21 protein-coding genes are annotated in these 18,038 nt (G+C 52.7%); 10 read left to right on the top strand and 11 right to left on the bottom strand.

Going from position 1 to position 18,038, the window contains the following annotated elements:
- Positions 1-76: 76 nt before the first annotated feature.
- Positions 77-628 carry a sigma-70 family RNA polymerase sigma factor gene (locus Q3F21_RS11595; protein ID WP_340252630.1) on the top strand — a complete coding sequence of 184 codons (552 nt, stop codon included), beginning with the start codon at positions 77-79 and terminating at the stop codon, positions 626-628.
- Positions 604-1,728, top strand: a complete 1,125-nt coding sequence (locus tag Q3F21_RS11590; RefSeq protein WP_340252628.1) for a hypothetical protein — start codon at positions 604-606, stop codon at positions 1,726-1,728. The genes Q3F21_RS11595 and Q3F21_RS11590 overlap by 25 nt, the downstream gene beginning before the upstream one ends.
- Positions 1,729-2,249: 521 nt before the next feature.
- On the opposite strand, the gene erpA is transcribed toward Q3F21_RS11590, so the two are convergent.
- On the bottom strand, positions 2,250-2,609 hold the full coding sequence (gene erpA / locus Q3F21_RS11585; protein ID WP_340252626.1) for an iron-sulfur cluster insertion protein ErpA: 360 nt from the start codon (positions 2,607-2,609) through the stop codon (positions 2,250-2,252).
- Positions 2,610-2,748: 139 nt separating this feature from the next.
- Positions 2,749-2,970 (bottom strand): Spo0E family sporulation regulatory protein-aspartic acid phosphatase, encoded by a 222-nt coding sequence (locus tag Q3F21_RS11580; protein WP_340252624.1) that lies wholly within the window; start codon positions 2,968-2,970, stop codon positions 2,749-2,751.
- 429 nt (positions 2,971-3,399) lie between these two features.
- On the opposite strand from Q3F21_RS11580, the gene mqnE reads away from it, so the two are divergent.
- Together mqnE and Q3F21_RS11570 are read left to right on the top strand one after the other, a co-directional pair.
- The gene (gene mqnE / locus Q3F21_RS11575; RefSeq protein WP_340252622.1) at positions 3,400-4,503 is read left to right on the top strand and encodes an aminofutalosine synthase MqnE; all 1,104 of its coding nucleotides are present in this window, start codon (positions 3,400-3,402) and stop codon (positions 4,501-4,503) included.
- Between the two features lie 190 nt (positions 4,504-4,693).
- Positions 4,694-5,929, top strand: a complete 1,236-nt coding sequence (locus Q3F21_RS11570) for an MFS transporter (protein WP_340252620.1) — start codon at positions 4,694-4,696, stop codon at positions 5,927-5,929.
- 136 nt (positions 5,930-6,065) lie between these two features.
- Here the strand turns inward: Q3F21_RS11570 and Q3F21_RS11565 are convergent, their stop codons facing one another.
- Positions 6,066-6,326 (bottom strand): DUF1450 domain-containing protein, encoded by a 261-nt coding sequence (locus Q3F21_RS11565; protein WP_340252618.1) that lies wholly within the window; start codon positions 6,324-6,326, stop codon positions 6,066-6,068.
- A gap of 186 nt (positions 6,327-6,512) precedes the next feature.
- On the opposite strand from Q3F21_RS11565, the gene Q3F21_RS11560 reads away from it, so the two are divergent.
- From Q3F21_RS11560 to Q3F21_RS11545, 4 genes are all read left to right on the top strand, one after another.
- Positions 6,513-7,580 carry an NAD(P)/FAD-dependent oxidoreductase gene (locus Q3F21_RS11560; protein ID WP_340252616.1) on the top strand — a complete coding sequence of 356 codons (1,068 nt, stop codon included), beginning with the start codon at positions 6,513-6,515 and terminating at the stop codon, positions 7,578-7,580.
- 159 nt (positions 7,581-7,739) lie between these two features.
- Positions 7,740-8,222, top strand: coding sequence for a hypothetical protein (locus tag Q3F21_RS11555; RefSeq protein WP_340252614.1), 483 nt, complete (start codon positions 7,740-7,742; stop codon positions 8,220-8,222).
- A gap of 199 nt (positions 8,223-8,421) precedes the next feature.
- A complete protein-coding gene (locus Q3F21_RS11550; protein ID WP_340252612.1) occupies positions 8,422-8,994 on the top strand; it encodes a hypothetical protein in 573 nt (190 codons plus the stop codon).
- Positions 8,995-9,091: 97 nt separating this feature from the next.
- Positions 9,092-9,427 (top strand): hypothetical protein, encoded by a 336-nt coding sequence (locus Q3F21_RS11545; protein ID WP_340252610.1) that lies wholly within the window; start codon positions 9,092-9,094, stop codon positions 9,425-9,427.
- Between the two features lie 111 nt (positions 9,428-9,538).
- Here Q3F21_RS11545 and Q3F21_RS11540 read toward each other — a convergent pair whose 3' ends face one another.
- Both Q3F21_RS11540 and Q3F21_RS11535 read right to left on the bottom strand, forming a co-directional pair.
- Positions 9,539-9,880 (bottom strand): hypothetical protein, encoded by a 342-nt coding sequence (locus Q3F21_RS11540; RefSeq protein WP_340252608.1) that lies wholly within the window; start codon positions 9,878-9,880, stop codon positions 9,539-9,541.
- Positions 9,881-10,114: 234 nt separating this feature from the next.
- On the bottom strand, positions 10,115-11,014 hold the full coding sequence (locus Q3F21_RS11535; protein ID WP_340252606.1) for a hypothetical protein: 900 nt from the start codon (positions 11,012-11,014) through the stop codon (positions 10,115-10,117).
- A 710-nt stretch (positions 11,015-11,724) separates the two neighbouring features.
- Here Q3F21_RS11535 and Q3F21_RS11530 point away from each other — a divergent pair.
- Entirely contained in the window at positions 11,725-12,012 is a 288-nt protein-coding gene (locus Q3F21_RS11530; RefSeq protein ID WP_340252604.1) for a hypothetical protein, read from the top strand.
- Positions 12,013-12,159: 147 nt separating this feature from the next.
- Here Q3F21_RS11530 and Q3F21_RS11525 read toward each other — a convergent pair whose 3' ends face one another.
- Genes Q3F21_RS11525 through cysK form a run of 3 tightly spaced genes read right to left on the bottom strand, consistent with a single transcriptional unit; the run spans position 12,160 to position 14,593 of the window.
- Entirely contained in the window at positions 12,160-12,498 is a 339-nt protein-coding gene (locus Q3F21_RS11525; protein ID WP_340252602.1) for a YuzD family protein, read from the bottom strand.
- Positions 12,499-12,534: 36 nt separating this feature from the next.
- Positions 12,535-13,668 carry a bifunctional cystathionine gamma-lyase/homocysteine desulfhydrase gene (locus Q3F21_RS11520; RefSeq protein ID WP_340252600.1) on the bottom strand — a complete coding sequence of 378 codons (1,134 nt, stop codon included), beginning with the start codon at positions 13,666-13,668 and terminating at the stop codon, positions 12,535-12,537.
- Position 13,669: 1 nt separating this feature from the next.
- Entirely contained in the window at positions 13,670-14,593 is a 924-nt protein-coding gene (gene cysK / locus Q3F21_RS11515) for a cysteine synthase A (protein ID WP_340252598.1), read from the bottom strand.
- 195 nt (positions 14,594-14,788) lie between these two features.
- Between cysK and Q3F21_RS11510 the strand changes: the two genes are divergently transcribed.
- Positions 14,789-15,010: a NifU family protein gene (locus Q3F21_RS11510; protein WP_340252792.1), complete on the top strand. Its 222-nt coding sequence runs from the start codon at positions 14,789-14,791 to the stop codon at positions 15,008-15,010.
- A gap of 21 nt (positions 15,011-15,031) precedes the next feature.
- Here Q3F21_RS11510 and Q3F21_RS11505 read toward each other — a convergent pair whose 3' ends face one another.
- From Q3F21_RS11505 to Q3F21_RS11495, 3 genes are read right to left on the bottom strand one after another with little or no spacing between them, the layout of a single operon-like run.
- Positions 15,032-15,994, bottom strand: a complete 963-nt coding sequence (locus Q3F21_RS11505) for an alpha/beta hydrolase (protein ID WP_340252596.1) — start codon at positions 15,992-15,994, stop codon at positions 15,032-15,034.
- Complete coding sequence (locus tag Q3F21_RS11500) at positions 15,991-16,950, bottom strand: 2-hydroxyacid dehydrogenase (RefSeq protein WP_340252594.1); 960 nt, start codon at positions 16,948-16,950, stop codon at positions 15,991-15,993. Before Q3F21_RS11500 ends, Q3F21_RS11505 begins: the two co-directional genes overlap by 4 nt.
- Entirely contained in the window at positions 16,907-17,992 is a 1,086-nt protein-coding gene (locus Q3F21_RS11495) for a hypothetical protein (protein ID WP_340252592.1), read from the bottom strand. Before Q3F21_RS11495 ends, Q3F21_RS11500 begins: the two co-directional genes overlap by 44 nt.
- Positions 17,993-18,038 lie beyond the last annotated feature (46 nt).

Genomic DNA, 18,038 nt, shown 5'->3' with positions numbered 1-18,038 from the left:
TTTTGCGATTATGCAAATGGTGGATTTTGTAGCGCTCCTGCTCCCGGCTTCGTCAAATAAGCAACAGGGTAAGGAGGTGATCCCCGTCGAACCGCTAGCCAAGAGAAGCGAGCAGATCATCAAGGAGTGGGTGGCTGCGTATCACGATTTGGTCTTTCGAACGGCCTTTTACTACGTCAAAAACAGGGCAGTCGCAGAGGATTTGACCCAGGAGGTGTTCTTAAAAGCCTTTCAAAAGCTCGATTCCTTCCGAGAAGACGCCAGCCCGAAGACCTGGCTGTATCGGATTGCCATCAACACCGCGAAGGATCACCTGAAATCGTGGAATCATCGCCATCTTCTGTTTACCTCCGTTTTCTTTGAAAAAAGCTCCTCCCCCTCCAGCGAGGAGCAGGTAATGCAGCAGTTTCAAAATGACGAGCTTATCCGAAAGGTGATGGGACTTTCCACCAAATACAGGGAAGTGATTGTGCTCTACTACTTTGAGGAGATGCGCACTCCCGAAATCGCCGCGCTGCTCGGGATGAAGGAATCGACGGTGAGGGTCCGGCTTTCGCGCGGACTGGAAAAGCTGAGGCAAACGTTGAAAGGAGGAGAGCAGGATTGGACATCCTTGACCGACAGCTGAAACAACGAAAAGAGCTGGTGCATCAATCTCTCAGACTGACCCCAGAGGAAGTTTCCCTGCTGGAACAAAGAACGCTGGCTTCCCAGACAACATCTCCAAGCCGGAGCAAACGATACGTTTTCCGTGCGTGTGCCATAATCGGCGTTGCCGCAGTAGCCGCCATACTTCTTTGGGCAAGCCCGCTCACTCTGCTCCCGCCAGGAACTCCGAGCCAGCTGGTTTCTCCTCCTGTGACTGCGCCTGATCCGCAGCAGACGCCAGCCCCTGCACTGCCCGAAGCACCCAAACAAACTGTCGCCTGGCAAACAGAAGCAGACAAGCTGGCCCTTTACCGCGTATTTGCATTAGGCATGACCTATGACGAGGCAAAAGCGCTTTTCCCTGAACTGGGAGAACTCCAGCCGCTTGGGGGAATCGAAAGCTTGGGCGAGGATGGCTTGCAGGAAGCCTTCATGCCCGTCGCCTTGGGTGATGAACAGGTACAGCTGACGCTTTCTTTTGAACACGGCTTCCTCTATGCCGCCAGATACTGGGTCGAGAGCAAAGACGAACAGAAGATCATGCAGGAAAAAGCCCGGCTGGAGGCATTCTATGCGAAGGATTTTGGCTCACCGGAAGAAGAGACGATTGAAGCGGGAACGAGTTCGACATGGAGTCCCTTCTTCGGACTGGGTCTTACGAAAAACTGGGACGGCCGCTATATCCTTATCTGGGGACTGCAAGGCGGAGAACCAGGATTCGAGGAGCTTTACCGGGATCGCGCATTTACCGTTCAGGAAGCGATTGAGCTGGCGTTGTCAGAACAGCCGGAGTTTCCTGCCCACCCTGGCGAAACCAAACAAGTCCGTGTCGAAGGAATCCCGGAGACATTGGCAACCACCAGCCTGCGGACGAAGGTCAAGCTGCAGACGAGAGACAGCTATCTCGTTACATTTGAACGGATGTGGACGATTCGATATGACGGCAATCGTTCAATCACAATTCCCAGCTACTGGACCTATCAGGTTACGGAGGGAGAGGTGAAGCTGGTGGACAGCTATGTTGTCGATCAAGCGGTGATGGAGTATTTGCGTGGGGCTGCGTCGGCTCAGAGCAGTTGATCGTCGCTGTGAAAAGTAGCTTTCTGAAACGGGAAAAGGCGCATTTTCGCGCCTTACCCTTCAGCATATTATTTTATGTAAAGAAATCTCATCATAGTGAAACTGGGCAGCAAATTCGAACCTTATCGACTGATCGCTTTCAAGTAGACTGCGAAACACGCCTCGGCAACGGTAGCCGGGAAAACCATATTTTCCAAAAATGAAAGGCCCAACCCTCACATTCTTAAAAAATTTACTAGCATGTAAATGAACATAACAAGCGTAACGATTGTCGGGACCAGTATGATTCTATTCATGTTGTATTTATGAGAAATAACATAGTTCCATATAACAAGAACGATAATCACACTTAGCATCGTTATCATGTAGAGCATAAAGTTCCCCTCTCTTGCAAGATCGCTCCCTTGCTTTTACCAGCCATGTACGTGTAAACATATCTGCATGATTGTACGAAAAAACCTCCCGGGCATGCATCTTGCCCCTGCACATGCCCAAGGAGGTTTCTCATCTTTTGTCTTGCCTCAGTCGTCGCACTTCTCCGCTTTCCCCTCGGCCAGCGCCGTCTTGAACGAAGACCCGCAGCCGCAGGAAGCGATCGCGTTCGGGTTGTGTATGGAAAACCCGCCGCCCATCATCGATTCCTTGTAGTCGATTTCCGTGCCTTTGATATATAGGTAGCTGTCCTTGTCGACAACAATCTTGATTCCATTTTGTTCAAAGGTTTGGTCGCCTTCTTTGATCTCCTGATCCCATCCCATCCCGTAGGTAAAGCCACTGCAACCGCCGGGCCGGACGCCTACGCGCAAAAACAGGTCAGGGTTGTTTTCTGCCGCCAGCATTTCCTTTACCTTCAGGGCGGCTTGCTCGGACATGGTAATCATTCGTTTCCCTCCTTGTCAGCCGTTGTTACTATGATGCGGCGTTCTACTTACAGTATACCTAAGAAGCACCTGCGCTCTCAAGACTGCGCTGCACTTTGGACGCACCCAAAAAGGCAGCAAAAAAAGAGGGTTGCCCCTCTTATGCAAAATAGGCCTTTTTATCCAGAATATAAAAGCAGTATGACTGCTTCTTTTTGCCTGCCTTGGACAGATTATGATCCATTTGGTTCAGCTCGTTGTGAAGTTGATCAATCTTCTTGCTGTATTCCAGTACTTCTGGATGATCCAACCCAAACTCCAACCCCATACTAACCATACGCTGTCGAAGGAGTTCAATTTTTTCAAGCAAAACGTCCCGCATTGCTGAAGCTCCTCCTAAAGATCATTAAGGCTTTCGTACCTTTATTTTACAAGATGCTAAGACATTAGGCAAACAAAATTTCCTTTTATACCCATGAAAGATCTGGAATTTTGCCGACATTTGTTATATTTTTACAAAAGCTGTTTCTTAGAACTTCTGTTATTGTTCGACTACCGCAAGAGGTTTATAATATAGGTGCTTTTGTTGTCGCGAGGAAAAGGGTAACGATCGATCACAGATTGCCAGACTGCTCATGAAGAGCCAGGAATCATCGTCGTTGCTTGCAAGGCGCTGTTTGTCAACACTCTCGCTGAACGGAAGGCTTCATCTGGAGGAGTGTCCCATGGCTTCAGCGCCCGGTAGAGACCGATACCCTTTCGAACATCATCACAGATTGCGAGTAATTTTAGATGAAGGGAAGTGTTTGGAATGGCACTCGATACCCTTGTGATTCAGGACAAAAATTTGTCCTCTGTGGCCAACAAGGTAATTGCCGGGGAACGTCTCACACTGGAGGACGGTATCACCCTTTTTAACTCCCATGACTTGCTGACGATCGGCCAGCTTGCCAATCTGGTCAATCAACGGAAGAACGGGGACAACGTTTACTTTATTCAAAATCTCTACATCAATCCGACAAACGTCTGCGAGGCCCATTGCAAGTTTTGCGGATTCCGCCGCGACCTGGGCGAAGACGGCGCGTACACCATGAACACCGAAGAGCTGCTTCACTATGTGGAAACCCGCTACCACGAAGGCATCCGCGAGTTTCACATCGTCGGCGGCCACAACCAGCATGTCCCGTTTGATTACTATCTGGACAACATCCGCACGTTGAAAAAAGCGTACCCGAATGTCACGATGAAGGCCTACACCGGAGCCGAAATCGAGTTCTTCTCCCGCATCTCCGGCCTGTCCATCCGCGAAGTGCTGGAGGAGCTGCGCAAGGCTGGCGTAGAGAGCTTGACTGGCGGCGGCGCGGAAATTCTGACGGAGCGTTACCGCCTGAAAATGAGTCCGGATAAAGCGACGACTGACATGTATCTGGAAGTGCATCGGACGGCCCATCAAATGGGGATGAAGACCCACTCCACCATGCTCTACGGGTCGATCGAAACGTTGGAAGAGCGCGTGATCCACATGCTCCGCCTGCGTGAACTGCAGGATGAAACCAACGGATTTTTGGTATTCATCCCTCTTGCCGTCCAGCCGATCAAAGCGACAGCCGGCATCAAACGCCGCAACTCGGCGATCGACGACCTGAAAACAATGGCGATCAGCCGCCTGATGCTGGACAACTTCCCGCACATCAAGGCTTACTTCATCAACATCGGCACGCAGCTGACCCAGCTCTCTCTGACCATGGGGATGTCAGATGTGCACGGAACGCTGATCGAGGAGCGCATCAGCCACTCCGCCGGGGCGCTTACGCAGCAAGCGCTCACTGTCGACGAGCTGGTCTGGCTGATCAAGGGCGCCGGCAAACGCGCACTGGAGCGCGACACCTTCTACAACGTTGTCAAAGAATACTAAACGATACGCTGTTGTACCTAGAGACAGGACGCCTTTAACGGTGTCCTGTTTTTTTCATTGCTTTTTGACTGCCATTTTTGCTACGTTACTGATTGTAAGGTATTTTCAAATGTTTAGGAGGTGTGAACCATGCCGCTCTTGATTGCTGCAGCCCCCCGGTTAGGCCATTCATAATTCGGGGGGATCTCAATTGAGTTTCTGGAAAATAGCAAAAAGTGAAAAGATGTTCCGGCGCTATCTCGCTGCCTTGTTTCTGTGGGAGTGGACGCAGTGGATGCTGATTACCGCCATCCCGCTGTTTCTGCACCAACGCTACGGACTGGGAAAGGAATTTGTCTTCAGCATTGTCATCGAGCTGATTCCTGCCATCCTGCTGGGCCCAGTCATCGGCTCCTGGATCGACCGCTGGGGCGCCAAAAGAGTAACGATCCTGGACATCGCGGCTTACAGCATCCTGGTCACGCTCTTGCCGCTGACATCTTCGCTGTGGCAGGTGCAGCTCATCCTGCTCGGCATCGGCATCTCGCAAACAGCCGGTTCGCCCGCCTCGCTTACCTTGCGGGCCGGGGTCATTCCAAAGGGCATGGAAATTCAGGGAAACGCGGCGGTTATGGGAATCGAGCGCCTCTGCAAAATCATCGGGCCGTTGGCCGCGAGCATGATCATCCTCGCTTTTGGCACCGGGGTGACGCTGCAGCTCTGCTGCTTTGCAGGACTCGCTGCATTTGCCCTGTTTTTCACGCTTCCGGTTGCGGAAAGTGAGGAAAAAGCGGAGGACGAAAGCGGCTTTGGAAATGCGGTTTCCTCAGCGCTCCCTTCCTTTTTCCGCTTGCTTGGGCGCGATCGGATGATCATTGCCTTCGTCGTTACGGCCATCGGGTACTCTCTCTTGATGGGAATGCTGAAAATCTTCCTGCTGTCGCTCGCCGGTCTGCATGGAGACCCCAAGCTCTACTGGGGTCTGTTTCTGGCAGCGCAGGGCTTGGGGGCGCTCGCGGGAGCGATCGTCTGCGACGGGATCGTAAACCGGCTGACGCGGACATACTCCCTGACCTGGGTCTATTTCCTGTTTGGACTGGGGGAAGCATTCCTTTTGACCGGCCTCGCCTTTCAGCTCGGCCTGACCTGGACTCTCCTCGTCCTTGTCCTGGCGGCTGTCTTTGAAATCGTGGCGACGATCATTTACTTCTCGGTAATACAGACGCGGATTCCGTACGAGCAGCAGGGATTGTTCAACAGCATGACTCTGCCGGTACTGGATGCATGCTATGCGGCCGGGATCATGTTATCGGGGGCACTGCTCACCGCCCTGCCGATCTACTCTGTACTGCTGACGTGCCTAGGGTTTATGCTCGTCACCCATTTGCCGTTCGTCAAGCTGTTCTTTCGGGAAAGGTCAGCCGAGGCAAGCACAGGCAGCGAATAGCCGTTTCTGATAAAAGGCATTCGCGTGGAATGAAAAAATGGGGCTGTCTCCCTCGTAGAAACCTGCGAGAGGACAGCCCCTTTGCATGCGAGTAGCGTCGAGATCAACGAACTTGCTCTTTTCCCCTCTTGCTTGCTCAAAAAGGAAAGTCGGCCATCTCTTCTTCGTCCGCCTTCAGCTTCGCTTTGATTTTCTCCAACAGCTCTTCCGCCGTTTCCGCTTGCACCAGGTCGCCGTTGACCAGGGCAAAGGGCTGCATGTAGCATTCGCCGCAGTACCCGAGGCAGCCGTATTCAAGCACGTCGACATCCAGCTCCGGGTCATTTTCCAGCGCTTCCATTACTGGCTTTGTATAGGAAGAAACATTGCTCGCGCAAAATTCTACTAAGGGCTTCATGTATTTCTCACCTGCCATAGCGATCGGCTTCGTATTTCGTCTTTATTGTACCGCTTCTCGGGCAAAAATTCAGTACACAAGTGCACCGATATATGGGAAAAAGATTCTGCTTGCAATTTAAGCGAAAGAGAACAACAATAGAGTGGGTGCTGTAAAATAACGGACAGAAGAAAGGATAGACCTTCTATGAAACGACTTGTTATCCTTGGCGGAGGATACGGGGGTCTGCGGATTATCGAGCGCATCCTGTCCCCTGATTTACCAGATGACGTCTTTGTCACACTAGTGGACCGGATGCCGTTTCACGGATTGAAGACAGAGTATTACGCTCTGGCTGCAGGTACGGAACCGGAAATGGCCGTACGCGTCGCTTTTCCCAGCGATCCTCGTTTGACAATCAAGTACGGAGAAGTAGCAGGAGTAAATCTGGACGAGCAAATCGTCAACTTTGCCAACGGCGATACTCTTTCCTACGACTGGCTGGTGTTGGCGCTGGGCTGCGAAGACCGTTATCACGATATTCCCGGTGCCGAAGAGTTCACCAATTCGATCCAGTCCATGACCGCAACGCGAAATACGTATGCGGCCATCAATAACCTCAATCCATATAGTACGGTTACGATCGTCGGCGGAGGACTTAGCGGCGTGGAGCTTGCCTCCGAGCTGCGGGAAAGCCGTGCCGATCTGAACATTCGCATCGTGGACCGCGGCGAGAGCATTCTCAGCCCGTTCCCCAAGAAACTGCAGGAATACGCTTCGCAATGGTTTATTGAGCACGATGTTCAACTCGTCTCGATGGCCAACGTCAACCGCGTCGAGCCGAGCGTGGTGTATAACCATAACGAGCCGGTAGAGAGCGACGTCATCGTCTGGACGGCCGGTATTCAAGCGAACCGCATCGTCCGCGCCCTGCCGATCGATACGGATAATATTGGACGAGCCAAGCTGAATGCCTATCACCAGGTTCCGAACTACCCCAATGTATACGTGGTAGGCGACTGTGCGAGCCTTCCTTACGCGCCGAGCGCGCAAACAGCGGAACTGCAGGGAGAGCAAATTGCACTCATGCTGAAAAAGGATATCAAAGGGGAAGAGTACCCTGCCTCGCTGCCTGTGATCAAGCACAAGGGCTTGCTCGGCTCTCTCGGTAAAAAAGAAGGCTTCGGCGTGCTGGGGAAAGTGTCTCTGGTCGGCCAAATGCCTCGCGTGATGAAAAGCGGCATTCTCTGGATGTACAAAAAACATCTGGGCTAGCCTGGCAATGGAAAGCCTTTCGGTTCTCGCAGCCGAGGGCTTTTTTGCTTGTCTGCCGCATGGTTTGTCCACAGCTTCCTCATACTAACGGCATAACCGCGACGCTGGCGAATTGATTTGCGAAAGCACAAGCAAAGTCTTTCCCTGACAGGTGAAACGATGAAACATGTACTTCTTTCCCTTTTCTTTGTCGCAGCGGCCTTCGCATCGAGCTGCCCGACCGCCTCGGGAATTTCGCGAGATTCATTTTCCCCTCATGCAGCTGTGTCTGAGCCAGAGCTGCACACTTCCGGCGCTGCACCCGAGGAATTTCCCGCTCCATCCCCCGTACAGGGCCGCGAGCAGCTTCTCGAGGGCGCTTTGCTGAACCGCTATCTGGAGCTGATCGGCAGCACCCTTCAAAAACCTTTCGGCTGCGGAAAAATCGCCAGCATCAAGCGGCTGGGCGACCCCAGACTCCCAGCCTTTGAGGTTGCCATCGAAGTCGTTTCATTCGGTGCAGCATATGGACAGCCCCCCTACGATCTCGTCACGCTCACCGTGCGGGATCGCCCCGACCTGGTTACTCTGATCGGGATTGACAAAAGGCAAAATATTTCCGGCGAGGAGTATAAAGAGCGGTGCGGTTGGCTCGTTCGGTAAGCTCCTTCCGGTTTATTTGGCATCATCCCCCTCGCCTCCAAGAAGCCGAGTCGATCCATCCTGCACGGCCATTTCCGAACGGCGCATCTCCCTGGACACGTTGCGGCGCCCTCCGGCAAACCGCTTGTTTCGTTACATTTTTTTCCTCCCTTGCGAAACGAGCGCCGATCCTGCTGCGTCTTTACGATGAGGTGATTGTATGGCAAGGTGGTTAGCGTCAGGGTTGGTGCCCCTTTTGTTTCTCCTTTCGTTTGTCTTCACTCCGTCGATTGCCTATGCCTGTTCCTGCGCTCCCCCTCCGGCTCCGGAGGAAGCTCTTGAACAGGCCGAAGCCGTCTTTGCGGGTACGGTCTCCGCCGTCACTCCGACAAAGTATGGAACCGATGTGCAATTTCAGGTCGGCAATACGTGGAAAGGAGTGAACAAATCCGAGGTTCTGGTCGTGACAGGCAGAGGTGATGCCGACTGCGGCTTCGTCTTCCAAACGGGCAGCGAATATCTCGTGTATGCGCATCCGGATACGTATTACAGCGAGTCGGGCGGACTGGCGACCAATATTTGCACAAGAACAGCGCTGCTCTCCGATGCGACAGATGATTTGCATGCCATCGGACCGGGAACGCCTATAACCGCTTTCCCGCTAAAGCCAGAAGAGAACCAAGCGGCCGGCTTTTTGGAAAAGCAAGAAAACGTGTGGATGATCGGACTGTTTGTTGCCATTGCGGCCGTTTTTGTCGCTTATCGCAGCTACGCGAAACGAACCAGGCCTTAAGTCCCCTTTCTTGAAAGGAATGGCGGTGTAAAGCAAATCCTTGTCGTACCGGACATGGGCGTGAAAGCAAAGAGCTTCGAATAGAAAGAGGTGCAACATGAGCACAGTAACCCTTCCTGCATGGTTTTGGGCGATTTATTACGTTTTCCTGTTTGCCACTCTCGTCTTCGCCCTGTGGAGTCTTGCGCAAAAGAAAATGAAACGCTCGTCGATTGCCGCTGTCGTCTTCGCAATTGTCGTCCCTCTGGTTAGTTTGGTAAACAGCATCGGACGGGCTGAGGGCACGCATGAATTCGAGCATTTGGTCAGTCAGTTGCAAGCAGGCGCAATCTGGTCTGTTTTTGCCACCGCAGGTTACCTTTACTTGCTGGTTTGGTGGTTTTTGTTCTTCCGTAAACGGAAGGACTACCAGAACAAGTACATGGCAAAATAACCGCTCGAAACGGGCCTTCGAGCATCGTTCTCCAGCAATGGCGTCAGGCTGTAGAAGATAAAGCAAAAAGCCGGAGTATGCTCCGGCTTTGCAGGGTGTCAGACCTTTTATTCAGCATTTTTGTACCTTCACGACTGGCACTCGTTTCAGTTCATAGGTCCCTTCCAGTATGCCTTCATGAATGACGTTCAATTTCAATAAACTGGATATTTTCCCGCCATCCGCTCTCGATACCAGTCTCCACAAGGAAGCTTCGGGCAGCGCGTTGTACAGCCTGTCGTCGTCATATTCCCGCCTTTCCTGAAAGCTGATGGCAAGCCGGTAATCGCCGAGGCTCACCGATCCGGCGTCGGGAAATTCTCCGAGGATTTCCTGCCTGAGTGCCTGCAGTTCTTCCTCGATTTTTTTCTGCTCCTCTTTTAGCTGATAATAGCGTGCCAACCGCTCTTCCATTTTGCATCGTCTCCCTCTTTTGTCCATGTCGGTCGATGTATATGAGCAAAACAGGGAAGGTAGAACGGTCCCACTTGCAGCTTTTTCAGGTTACGAACAGCAGACAGCAGGGAGCAAAGCGGCAGATTTTTGATAAGCCCTGGGAATATTGAAAAAGACGCGGCAATGGTAATGGTACCGCGTCTTTTTGCTGCCTGCGGACAGACTGCAGTTTTCAGGCAGCAGTTGTCCCGCTTATTCTTTTGTGCCGGGCGTGGCATCGATCGCTTCATTTGGATGCTTCAAGAGGTAGGTGGAGTATTCCACTTCCCACGGCGCCCATTTGCCTTCGCTGCCAAAGCCCCAGATCGACTTGAGCGTGGAAACGGTATCCGCATTGTTCAACCCGACGATGCGCTGCTCGCCCATCAGTTCGAACGTTCCGTTGTTGTCGATGTCAATCGGTTGCAGCGAGCCGAAAGGATAGGAATAGACGGACACGTCTTCATCCTTTTTCAGCAGCTTGCCGTTCTTGTCATACAGCTTGGCCGACAGGTACAGCTCCTTGTTTGCCTGTACATCAAGAGTCAACGGCTGCTGCAGATGCACTCCCTTACCCTCTGCTTTAAATCCGTCCAAAAACTTGCCCTCGTAACGAACTCCTTCATTCTCCGCTTCGCCAAATATCACTTTTGGCTTTTGATCTGCGAATGTAGCGATGACGTGATTGTAAATGCCTCCGCTGCCCCCTGTCGCCGTTTTTACAAAGGCGTCGGCCACGCGGTCTCCTGTGAAGTCCAGGAGAGTCAGCTCGCCTTCATAACCGCCGAGATCCTTCATCTCGGTTTTGGTGTAGGCTTTTGTCTTTCCGTCCTGAACCACGATGTTCATATCGGCCGCGTAAATATCGTCCGCTTTTTCCTTTACCCCTACCAGATAGACAGTGTCTGGCACTTGATCACCGTTGACATCGGCGGATTTTTGGTCGATCACATAGGTGTTCTTGTCCAGCTTCAGCTCTGCTGCCCCAGCGAACAGCTTGCCTTTTTCCGTGTCCGCATGCGCTGTTTTTGTATAGGCGACCGTCAGTCCGGTACCTCCGATCACGCCGGCAAGCAGCAGGAATGTAACGGGCTTCATCCATTTGTTGTTCATTGCGGTTTCCTCCTTGGTGTTGGCTACATTCATAATTATAGGACGAACCCTGCGGACTGTCGTTACAAAGGCATAACGAAACCATAACAAAGCGGTAAAAATTCGTTTTTTACGTTTTAATTGTTCTTGTGTGCTCATCTTTCTCTCACAGATTGCCATGGTATAATGTCGGTAGCGAACCTATATTCGGCTCCCTGCAAGGAGGTTTTTCTTTTTACTCCCAAATATTTTGTTAAGTCTCTTTTCTGTCCTTTGGATTTTGAAGTAATTCAATAATCCGGTTGTTTTGTTTTACAAGCTCTTTTGAGTTAAATGCTATAGATAGTAAACAAGCAAAACTCAGTATACTGAGAATGAATATCCCTACTAACACATGATCACCATCCCTAACCTTTTCCCACAATTATACAATCCCACGCCACCACTCATCACAATTTCTCATTTTGTTAAGATGAACGAATCGCTTTGAGTGCCTCTACCGCGCACTCCCTTGCACCCAGTTCATCACTTTCCTCAACAATAGTACGTAAACGCCTCGACCAACTTTTCATATCAGCACATGCCAGAGCGACACGGGTATTCTCGGCAACCAGGAATTGGATTTCAGTTGCCCCAAGTAATGGTATCGTGTGGTTTGTTAAACATGGAAATAAACTCGATATTTGTGATACCATTTCACCAATCAAACCATTTAAAGGCGGATCAAAATTATGAAAAAACACATATGGATTGAAGCTGAGAATTGGACAGAAGGTGAATGGGATATCTACGATGACAATCTCGATGTAATTGTTACTTTCTCCGACCGCTCACGGTGGATTGCATCTTTCTTCACTTATCAAAACATTCAAAGTCTCCGTAAAAAAAATCAACAAACTGGGGAGTTTATGGCTGGAGCTTTTTATAAAGCAAGCGATATGGTTCTTATTGACGTTGCAAGTCGCGAGCGTATTGAACAAATCACCCCTGGCAGCGAGAAGATTGTCTGTTGCCCATGACTTGCTGCACCGCTGCTGCTATTTTGTTGCTGTTACTGCTTGCTTCGGGTGTCGAACTTCGGAACGATAAGCAATCCCTTCTGGAAACAAAAAAGGGTCAGACCGTAAATCGTCTGACCGCTTCTTTCACGTATTGATTCCATTGATCTATTCAACGCTGTCAACCGGCGCATCCAAAGGCTGCAAGCCCATGCTCTCCAGCTTTTCATAAACGTTTTTCAGCTTTGGGTTTCCCTCGCCGACAATTTCCCCGGAAATTACGACAAGCGGGTACCACAAATCTTCCTCCAGTATGCGCTTCGCCCAGCTTTTGTCTTCTTCTGTCTCCGGCTGTTGAAAGTCGCTATACGTGATGCGGACGTTGTCGTTGCCGAACTTGCGGCCAACCGCTGCCTGCAGCCATTCTGCCGTTTCCTTGGCCGACGGCAAATTGACGCAGCTCGCACACAACTGTTCTGTACCGTATACCTTGATCTCCACACTCACGCTTTCCGCCCCCTCACATTTTCTCCACCCTTATCACTAGGAGAGAGCTTGTTCCAGATCCTCCATTAAATCCTGCACATCTTCGATTCCAACCGAGATGCGGACCAGGCCGTCAGTGATTCCCAGCTCGGCGCGCCGTTCTGCCGGGATCGAGGCGTGCGTCATCCGAGCCGGAACGCTGATCAGGCTTTCGACTGCACCCAGAGACTCGGCGAGCGTAAAATATTTCACGCGGGACAGCACTTCATCTGCCCGAGCCGCGCTTCCCACGTCAAAGGAGATCATGCCGCCAAAGCCGCGTCCTTGGCGTTTCGCCAGCTCATGCTGCGGATGGCTGGCCAATCCAGGGTAAATCACCCGAGAAATATCGCTCCGCTTTTCCAGCCATTCAGCCAGCGCACGCGCATTTTGCTCGTGCTCCTCCATCCGGATGCCGAGCGTTTTCATGCCGCGCAGCAGGAGCCAGGAGTCCTGTGGACCGAGAATGCCCCCGATCGCATTTTGCAGAAAATGAAGCTCTTCGCCGAGTCCCGCGTCTTTGGTCACGACCAGCCCGGCGACGACGTCACTGTGTCCGCCCAAGTACTTGGTCGCGCTGTGATACACGATGTCTGCTCCAAGGTCGAGCGGATTTTGCCAATACGGCGTCATGAACGTATTGTCGACGATCAGCAGGATGCCGTGCTTCTTCGCGATCTTCGACAGCGCTTCAATGTCGCTTACCTTGAGGAGCGGATTGGTCGGCGTCTCCATGATGATCGCCTTTGTTTCCGGGCGAATGGCCGCTTCTACTGCTGCGGCGTCACTCGTATCCGCATAAGTGGCTTCCAGGCCCAAACGCGAGAACACGCGGGTAATGACGCGGTAGGTTCCTCCGTACACATCGTCTCCGACCACCACGTGATCGCCCTTGTTGAACATCGAGAGCACCGTGGAAAGCGCCGCCATGCCGGAGCCAAACGCCAGACCGCGGGCACCGCCCTCCAGCTCGGCGATATACGTTTCCAGCGCATGCCGGGTCGGGTTCCCCGTCCGGGAGTATTCAAAGCCTTTGTGCTGGCCGATCGCTTCCTGTTTGTACGTGCTCACTTGATAAATCGGGACGGAAACTGCTCCCGTGTGTGGATCTCCTTCGATTCCTCCGTGGATCAGGCGCGTTTTGATACGCATCTTATATGCCCCCTTGGTAGATTTTTTTACTCAAATAGCGCTCGCTTCCATCCGCGAACAACGTGACGATGTTGGTTCCCGGCTTGGCGATTTGCGCTTCCCTCAGCGCCGCCGCCATTGCCGCTCCCGACGAGCTGCCGACCAGAAGCCCTTCCTTTGCAGCGAGCTGCTTCACAAGGTCAAACGCCTCCACGTCCAAAATGGTGTGAATCGCGTCAAAGTACCCGGTATCCATAAACGGAGGCAAAAACTCCATGCCGATGCCTTCCGTTTTGTGCGGACCGGGCTCGCCTCCGTTCAGGATGGACCCCTCCGGCTCCACAATCACGGTTTTCACCTGCGGATTCTGTTCTTTCAAATAGCGGGCGGTGCCCATAAACGTGCCGCCGGAGCCTGCTCCCGCCACAAACACATCCACTTTCCCTTCCATTTGTTCCCAAATTTCTGGACCTGTCGTCTTGTAGTGCGCGTCCGGATTGGCCGGATTGGCGAACTGCTGCGGAACGAACGAGCCCGGGATGCTTGCGGCCAGCTCCTGCGCCTTTGCGATCGCTCCCTTGATGCCCTGCTCCGTCGGCGTATTCACGACCTCTGCTCCGAGCGCGCGCATCAGCTCTTGCTTTTCCTCAGAAAATTTGGCAGGCACGCAAAAAATCACGCGGTATTCAGTCCCGACAGCCGCCAGAGCGAGACCAATCCCCGTATTGCCCGCTGTCGGTTCGATAATCGTGCCGCCCGGCTTAAGCTGGCCGCTCTCTTCGGCAGCCCGGATCAGCTCGACACCCAATCTGTCCTTGACGCTTCCGCCAGGGTTGAAATACTCCAGCTTGGCAAACAAACGAACGCCTTCCGGAAGCGAAAACTTCGTCAACTCGACAATCGGCGTATTTCCGATCAGTTCTTTCACATTTCCATATACGTTCACGGCACCAGACCCCTCATCGTGTTTGTTCGTTTTCGTTTTTATTATAACATGAGGCCATAACAAAAAGTCCACGTGCGGAGCGCAAGCGGCCCAATTTATGCAAAGTGCAGCGGCCGGGGAACCGGTCATGGATTTCTTTCGGCGCGGGGATTATAATAGAGGTAGGAATGAAAGGAGTGAGTACCCATGGATAACATGTTCGATCAAGTAGAAGAAGTACTCGATAAATTGCGCCCATATCTTCAACGCGACGGCGGCGACGTACAGCTCGTCGATGTTGAGGATGGCGTTGTCAAGCTTCGTCTGATGGGAGCTTGCGGCAGCTGCCCTTCTTCGACTATCACCCTGAAAGCCGGGATTGAGCGGGCGCTGCTCGAAGAAATCCCAGGCGTGAAAGAAGTACAACAAGTATTCTAAGTTGAAAAAAGCCCTTTCCGGTCAGTCGATCGGCGAGGGCTTTTTTGCGTGTATGAAGCTTTTCGTCTCTGTTCCGCTTATCCATGCGCGCTGCAAAAAGTCGATCACATGGCTCACATACGTTTCCGGATCATGCGGATAGCTGCGGACATGGCCCGTTCCCGGCACGAGCCAGAGGCGAGAAGCTTCATGCGTGGCAAGCTGATACAATTGCTCGCTGTTGGAGCTGGGCACAGTTGTATCCTTCGTTCCGTGAATGAACAATATCGGCTTCCCCGCCTGCTTGACAGCTTCATACGGCACAACGTCCCTGGGATTGGCCTGAAGCATCAGTGGACTTAGCGTCAGAATCAGCCAGTTGAACGGGTAGCGTGGCAGGCCTGTCCACTGCGGCAGATTTTCCTCAAGGTACTCTTGCAGGGAGTAAAATGGCGAATCGGCAATGATGGTCTCTACCCGCTCGTCCATTCCGCCCACCATCAGGGATGTGGCCGCTCCCATGGAAAAGCCGATCAAGCCGATTTTTTGCTCGGGCCGCGTCGCTTTCAAATAGTCAATCGCCCCGAGCAAATCCTGCTGCTCCCTCAGACCAATCGTCGTCAAGGCCGGCGAGGATTCCCCGCTGTTGCGAAAGTCGAACAGGAGCACGTTGTATCCGTTGGAAACCATGTCGGCGGCAAGCGATAGGGCGGGAAGGTGCGGCTCCAGGCGGTTTTGTCCGTAACCGTGGGAAAAAATCAGCGTCCTTTCGCTTTTTCCGAATCCGTTGCCTTCTGCCGGAATAAACCAGCCGCGAATCGTGATCCCGCTCTCTCTGCTCGGAAAGGAGACAGACTCGTAGGCTTGCAGCGAAACATCCTCCGGCCTGCTTTCCACCGGCTTGCGGCGGGGATGAGTCAGCTTCCAGGTGACCCGCAGGGCTACGGCTGCTGCCGCCGCGATTGCAGTGACTGCGATCAAGACCGCGATAGCAATGACTTTCATACTGGTGTAACAGGCTCCTTTCCCTCCAGGACTGCCCGGATATTGGCCGCCGCCAGCTTTGCCATCTCCATGCGAGTCTGGTATGTAGCACTGCCAATATGGGGCAAGGCGACCACATTGGGCAGTGTGAGAAAGGGATGATCCGGCGGAACCGGCTCCTTCTGGAATACGTCCAATCCGGCGGCCCAGATTTTTTTCTCCACCAACGCCCTGTACAAGGCCTCTTCGTCAACCGTTCCGCCTCTGGACACGTTGACAAAGACCGAGGTTGGCTTCATCAGCGAAAACTCCCGCTCTCCGATCATTTTCGCCGTATCCGGAGTCAGCGGCGTCAGCATGACGACATAATCCGCCTGTCTCAGCAAATCATCAAGCTCGCGATACTGGGCCCCGACTTCCAGCTCCGCTTCCGGCCTGCGGCGGCGGTTGTGGTACAAGATGCGCATTCCAAAGCCCTTGGCTCTCCTGGCCACAGCCTCCCCGATCCGCCCCATGCCGATTATCCCCAGTGTCGTATGATAAATGTTTTGGCCCGCAAGCAAGGTTGGGCTCCACGACTTCCACTCGCCTGCCAGCAAAAACCGGTTGGCTTCCGTTATCCGTCTCCCTGCCGCCATCAAAAGCGCAAAAGCCAAATCGGCGGTGGCCTCGGTCAGCACATCGGGCGTATTTGTTATATGGATGCCTCGCTTTTTGGCTGCCGGGACATCGATGTTGTCGTATCCCACCGCCATATTTGCCACAACCTTCAATTTCCGGGCGCGGGACAACAGCTCTTCATCCACTCGCTCGGTCAGCATGGTAAGGAGTCCGTCAGCCTGTTCCGCTTTTTGGAGCAAAATCTCCCGCGGGCAGGGCCGGTCTTCCTCCCATACCTCGACTTCGGCTGCCTCTTTTACATACTCGATTGCTTCACTCGCTACTTGCCTCGTCACGAACACGACTGGTTTCGTCATCTTCTGGCCTCCACAACCAATCAATTTGCGGAACCGTAACGCCATACCGCTGGTGAATGAACACCGGGTAGCGAAACAGCGCCTCTTCCATTTTTGTCAGTTCGCCCTCCAACTGCTCCTGCCATCCGCTTCCGTCGACTTCCTTCTTCTCCTCGGCGGACAGCTCCCGATACGCTTCCACCACTTTGAGAAATCTCCCCGGATACAGCATCAAACCGTAAATGACGGCGTATTCGCTTTCCAAAAGCGGTGTCACGCTGTTATACCCGTCGAGAAAGCTGGCGACTTGTTCCTCCTCCCATCCGTTGCGCTTGACCTCGGCCTTGATCCACTGTCCGATATCGCGCGAGCGCATGTCCAAGACCCAGTTCCATTCTCCGGTCAGGTGGGCGCCTCTTTCCTCGTCCCAAAGAATGTAGTCCTGTTCAAAATTTTGGTACGCCACTTTCCCGCAGGCAGCCGTTTCCTTGACGACTTTGTCGTATTCGGCGTGGTACAAATATTGGACCGCTGTCTCGCCTAGCTGATGGACATAGGTGTAGCTGGTCAAAAGATACTCGTCAAAGGGAGTAATCTCCAAATCCCATTCGTCCATATCGTCGCGATATCCTTCGTATTGACGCAATTTTTTTCGCCACATGGCGGGCCAGCTTCCCAGAGAGCTGTAAGGCAAGAAAAGCTTATCCCCTTTGAATGAACCCGTCCCTTGATGAAAATAGGCAAGCACCTGCCCGCACTTGAAGGCGTGATTTTCCGGAACCGCTTCCCTCAGTCCGCGATACACGTACAAAATCTGGTCGTCATGGACGACGTGCTGCTGGCCCTTCAACGTCTTGACCAGCGCAAGGGGTTTCAGCGCATTTTGGGCACTGAGATGCTTTCTTACCTTTTCGATGAACTTGCTCTTGTATTTGTAGGCAGCCGGAGCTTCATAGAGATAAAACAATCCCTGATCCGTCTTCAGCTGCGCACCGTACCCTCTTCTGCTGTAACTGGCGAGAGATAATCCGTACGCCTCCTGTAAAATCGTCTGATACTCCATCGGAACAACCCTCCCTGCACACCTTCTCATGAAGCAAGGTATGTCA

This window comes from Brevibacillus borstelensis, assembly GCF_037834415.1.
GTDB lineage: Bacteria > Bacillota > Bacilli > Brevibacillales > Brevibacillaceae > Brevibacillus > Brevibacillus borstelensis_A.
This window is presented reverse-complemented; position numbering and strand designations above follow the sequence as displayed.

Excerpts from the sequence above, each read along its gene's own strand:
- erpA (WP_340252626.1), bottom strand. The coding sequence starts at position 2,609 with ATGATTACCATGTCCGAGCAAGCCGCCCTGAAGGTAAAGGAAATGCTG.
- Q3F21_RS11580 (WP_340252624.1), bottom strand. The coding sequence starts at position 2,970 with ATGCGGGACGTTTTGCTTGAAAAAATTGAACTCCTTCGACAGCGTATG.
- mqnE (WP_340252622.1), top strand. The coding sequence starts at position 3,400 with ATGGCACTCGATACCCTTGTGATTCAGGACAAAAATTTGTCCTCTGTG.
- Q3F21_RS11565 (WP_340252618.1), bottom strand. The coding sequence starts at position 6,326 with ATGAAGCCCTTAGTAGAATTTTGCGCGAGCAATGTTTCTTCCTATACA.
- Q3F21_RS11560 (WP_340252616.1), top strand. The coding sequence starts at position 6,513 with ATGAAACGACTTGTTATCCTTGGCGGAGGATACGGGGGTCTGCGGATT.
- Q3F21_RS11555 (WP_340252614.1), top strand. The coding sequence starts at position 7,740 with ATGAAACATGTACTTCTTTCCCTTTTCTTTGTCGCAGCGGCCTTCGCA.
- Q3F21_RS11550 (WP_340252612.1), top strand. The coding sequence starts at position 8,422 with ATGGCAAGGTGGTTAGCGTCAGGGTTGGTGCCCCTTTTGTTTCTCCTT.
- Q3F21_RS11545 (WP_340252610.1), top strand. The coding sequence starts at position 9,092 with ATGAGCACAGTAACCCTTCCTGCATGGTTTTGGGCGATTTATTACGTT.
- Q3F21_RS11540 (WP_340252608.1), bottom strand. The coding sequence starts at position 9,880 with ATGGAAGAGCGGTTGGCACGCTATTATCAGCTAAAAGAGGAGCAGAAA.
- Q3F21_RS11535 (WP_340252606.1), bottom strand. The coding sequence starts at position 11,014 with ATGAACAACAAATGGATGAAGCCCGTTACATTCCTGCTGCTTGCCGGC.
- Q3F21_RS11530 (WP_340252604.1), top strand. The coding sequence starts at position 11,725 with ATGAAAAAACACATATGGATTGAAGCTGAGAATTGGACAGAAGGTGAA.
- Q3F21_RS11520 (WP_340252600.1), bottom strand. The coding sequence starts at position 13,668 with ATGCGTATCAAAACGCGCCTGATCCACGGAGGAATCGAAGGAGATCCA.
- Q3F21_RS11510 (WP_340252792.1), top strand. The coding sequence starts at position 14,789 with ATGTTCGATCAAGTAGAAGAAGTACTCGATAAATTGCGCCCATATCTT.
- Q3F21_RS11505 (WP_340252596.1), bottom strand. The coding sequence starts at position 15,994 with ATGAAAGTCATTGCTATCGCGGTCTTGATCGCAGTCACTGCAATCGCG.
- Q3F21_RS11500 (WP_340252594.1), bottom strand. The coding sequence starts at position 16,950 with ATGACGAAACCAGTCGTGTTCGTGACGAGGCAAGTAGCGAGTGAAGCA.
- Q3F21_RS11495 (WP_340252592.1), bottom strand. The coding sequence starts at position 17,992 with ATGGAGTATCAGACGATTTTACAGGAGGCGTACGGATTATCTCTCGCC.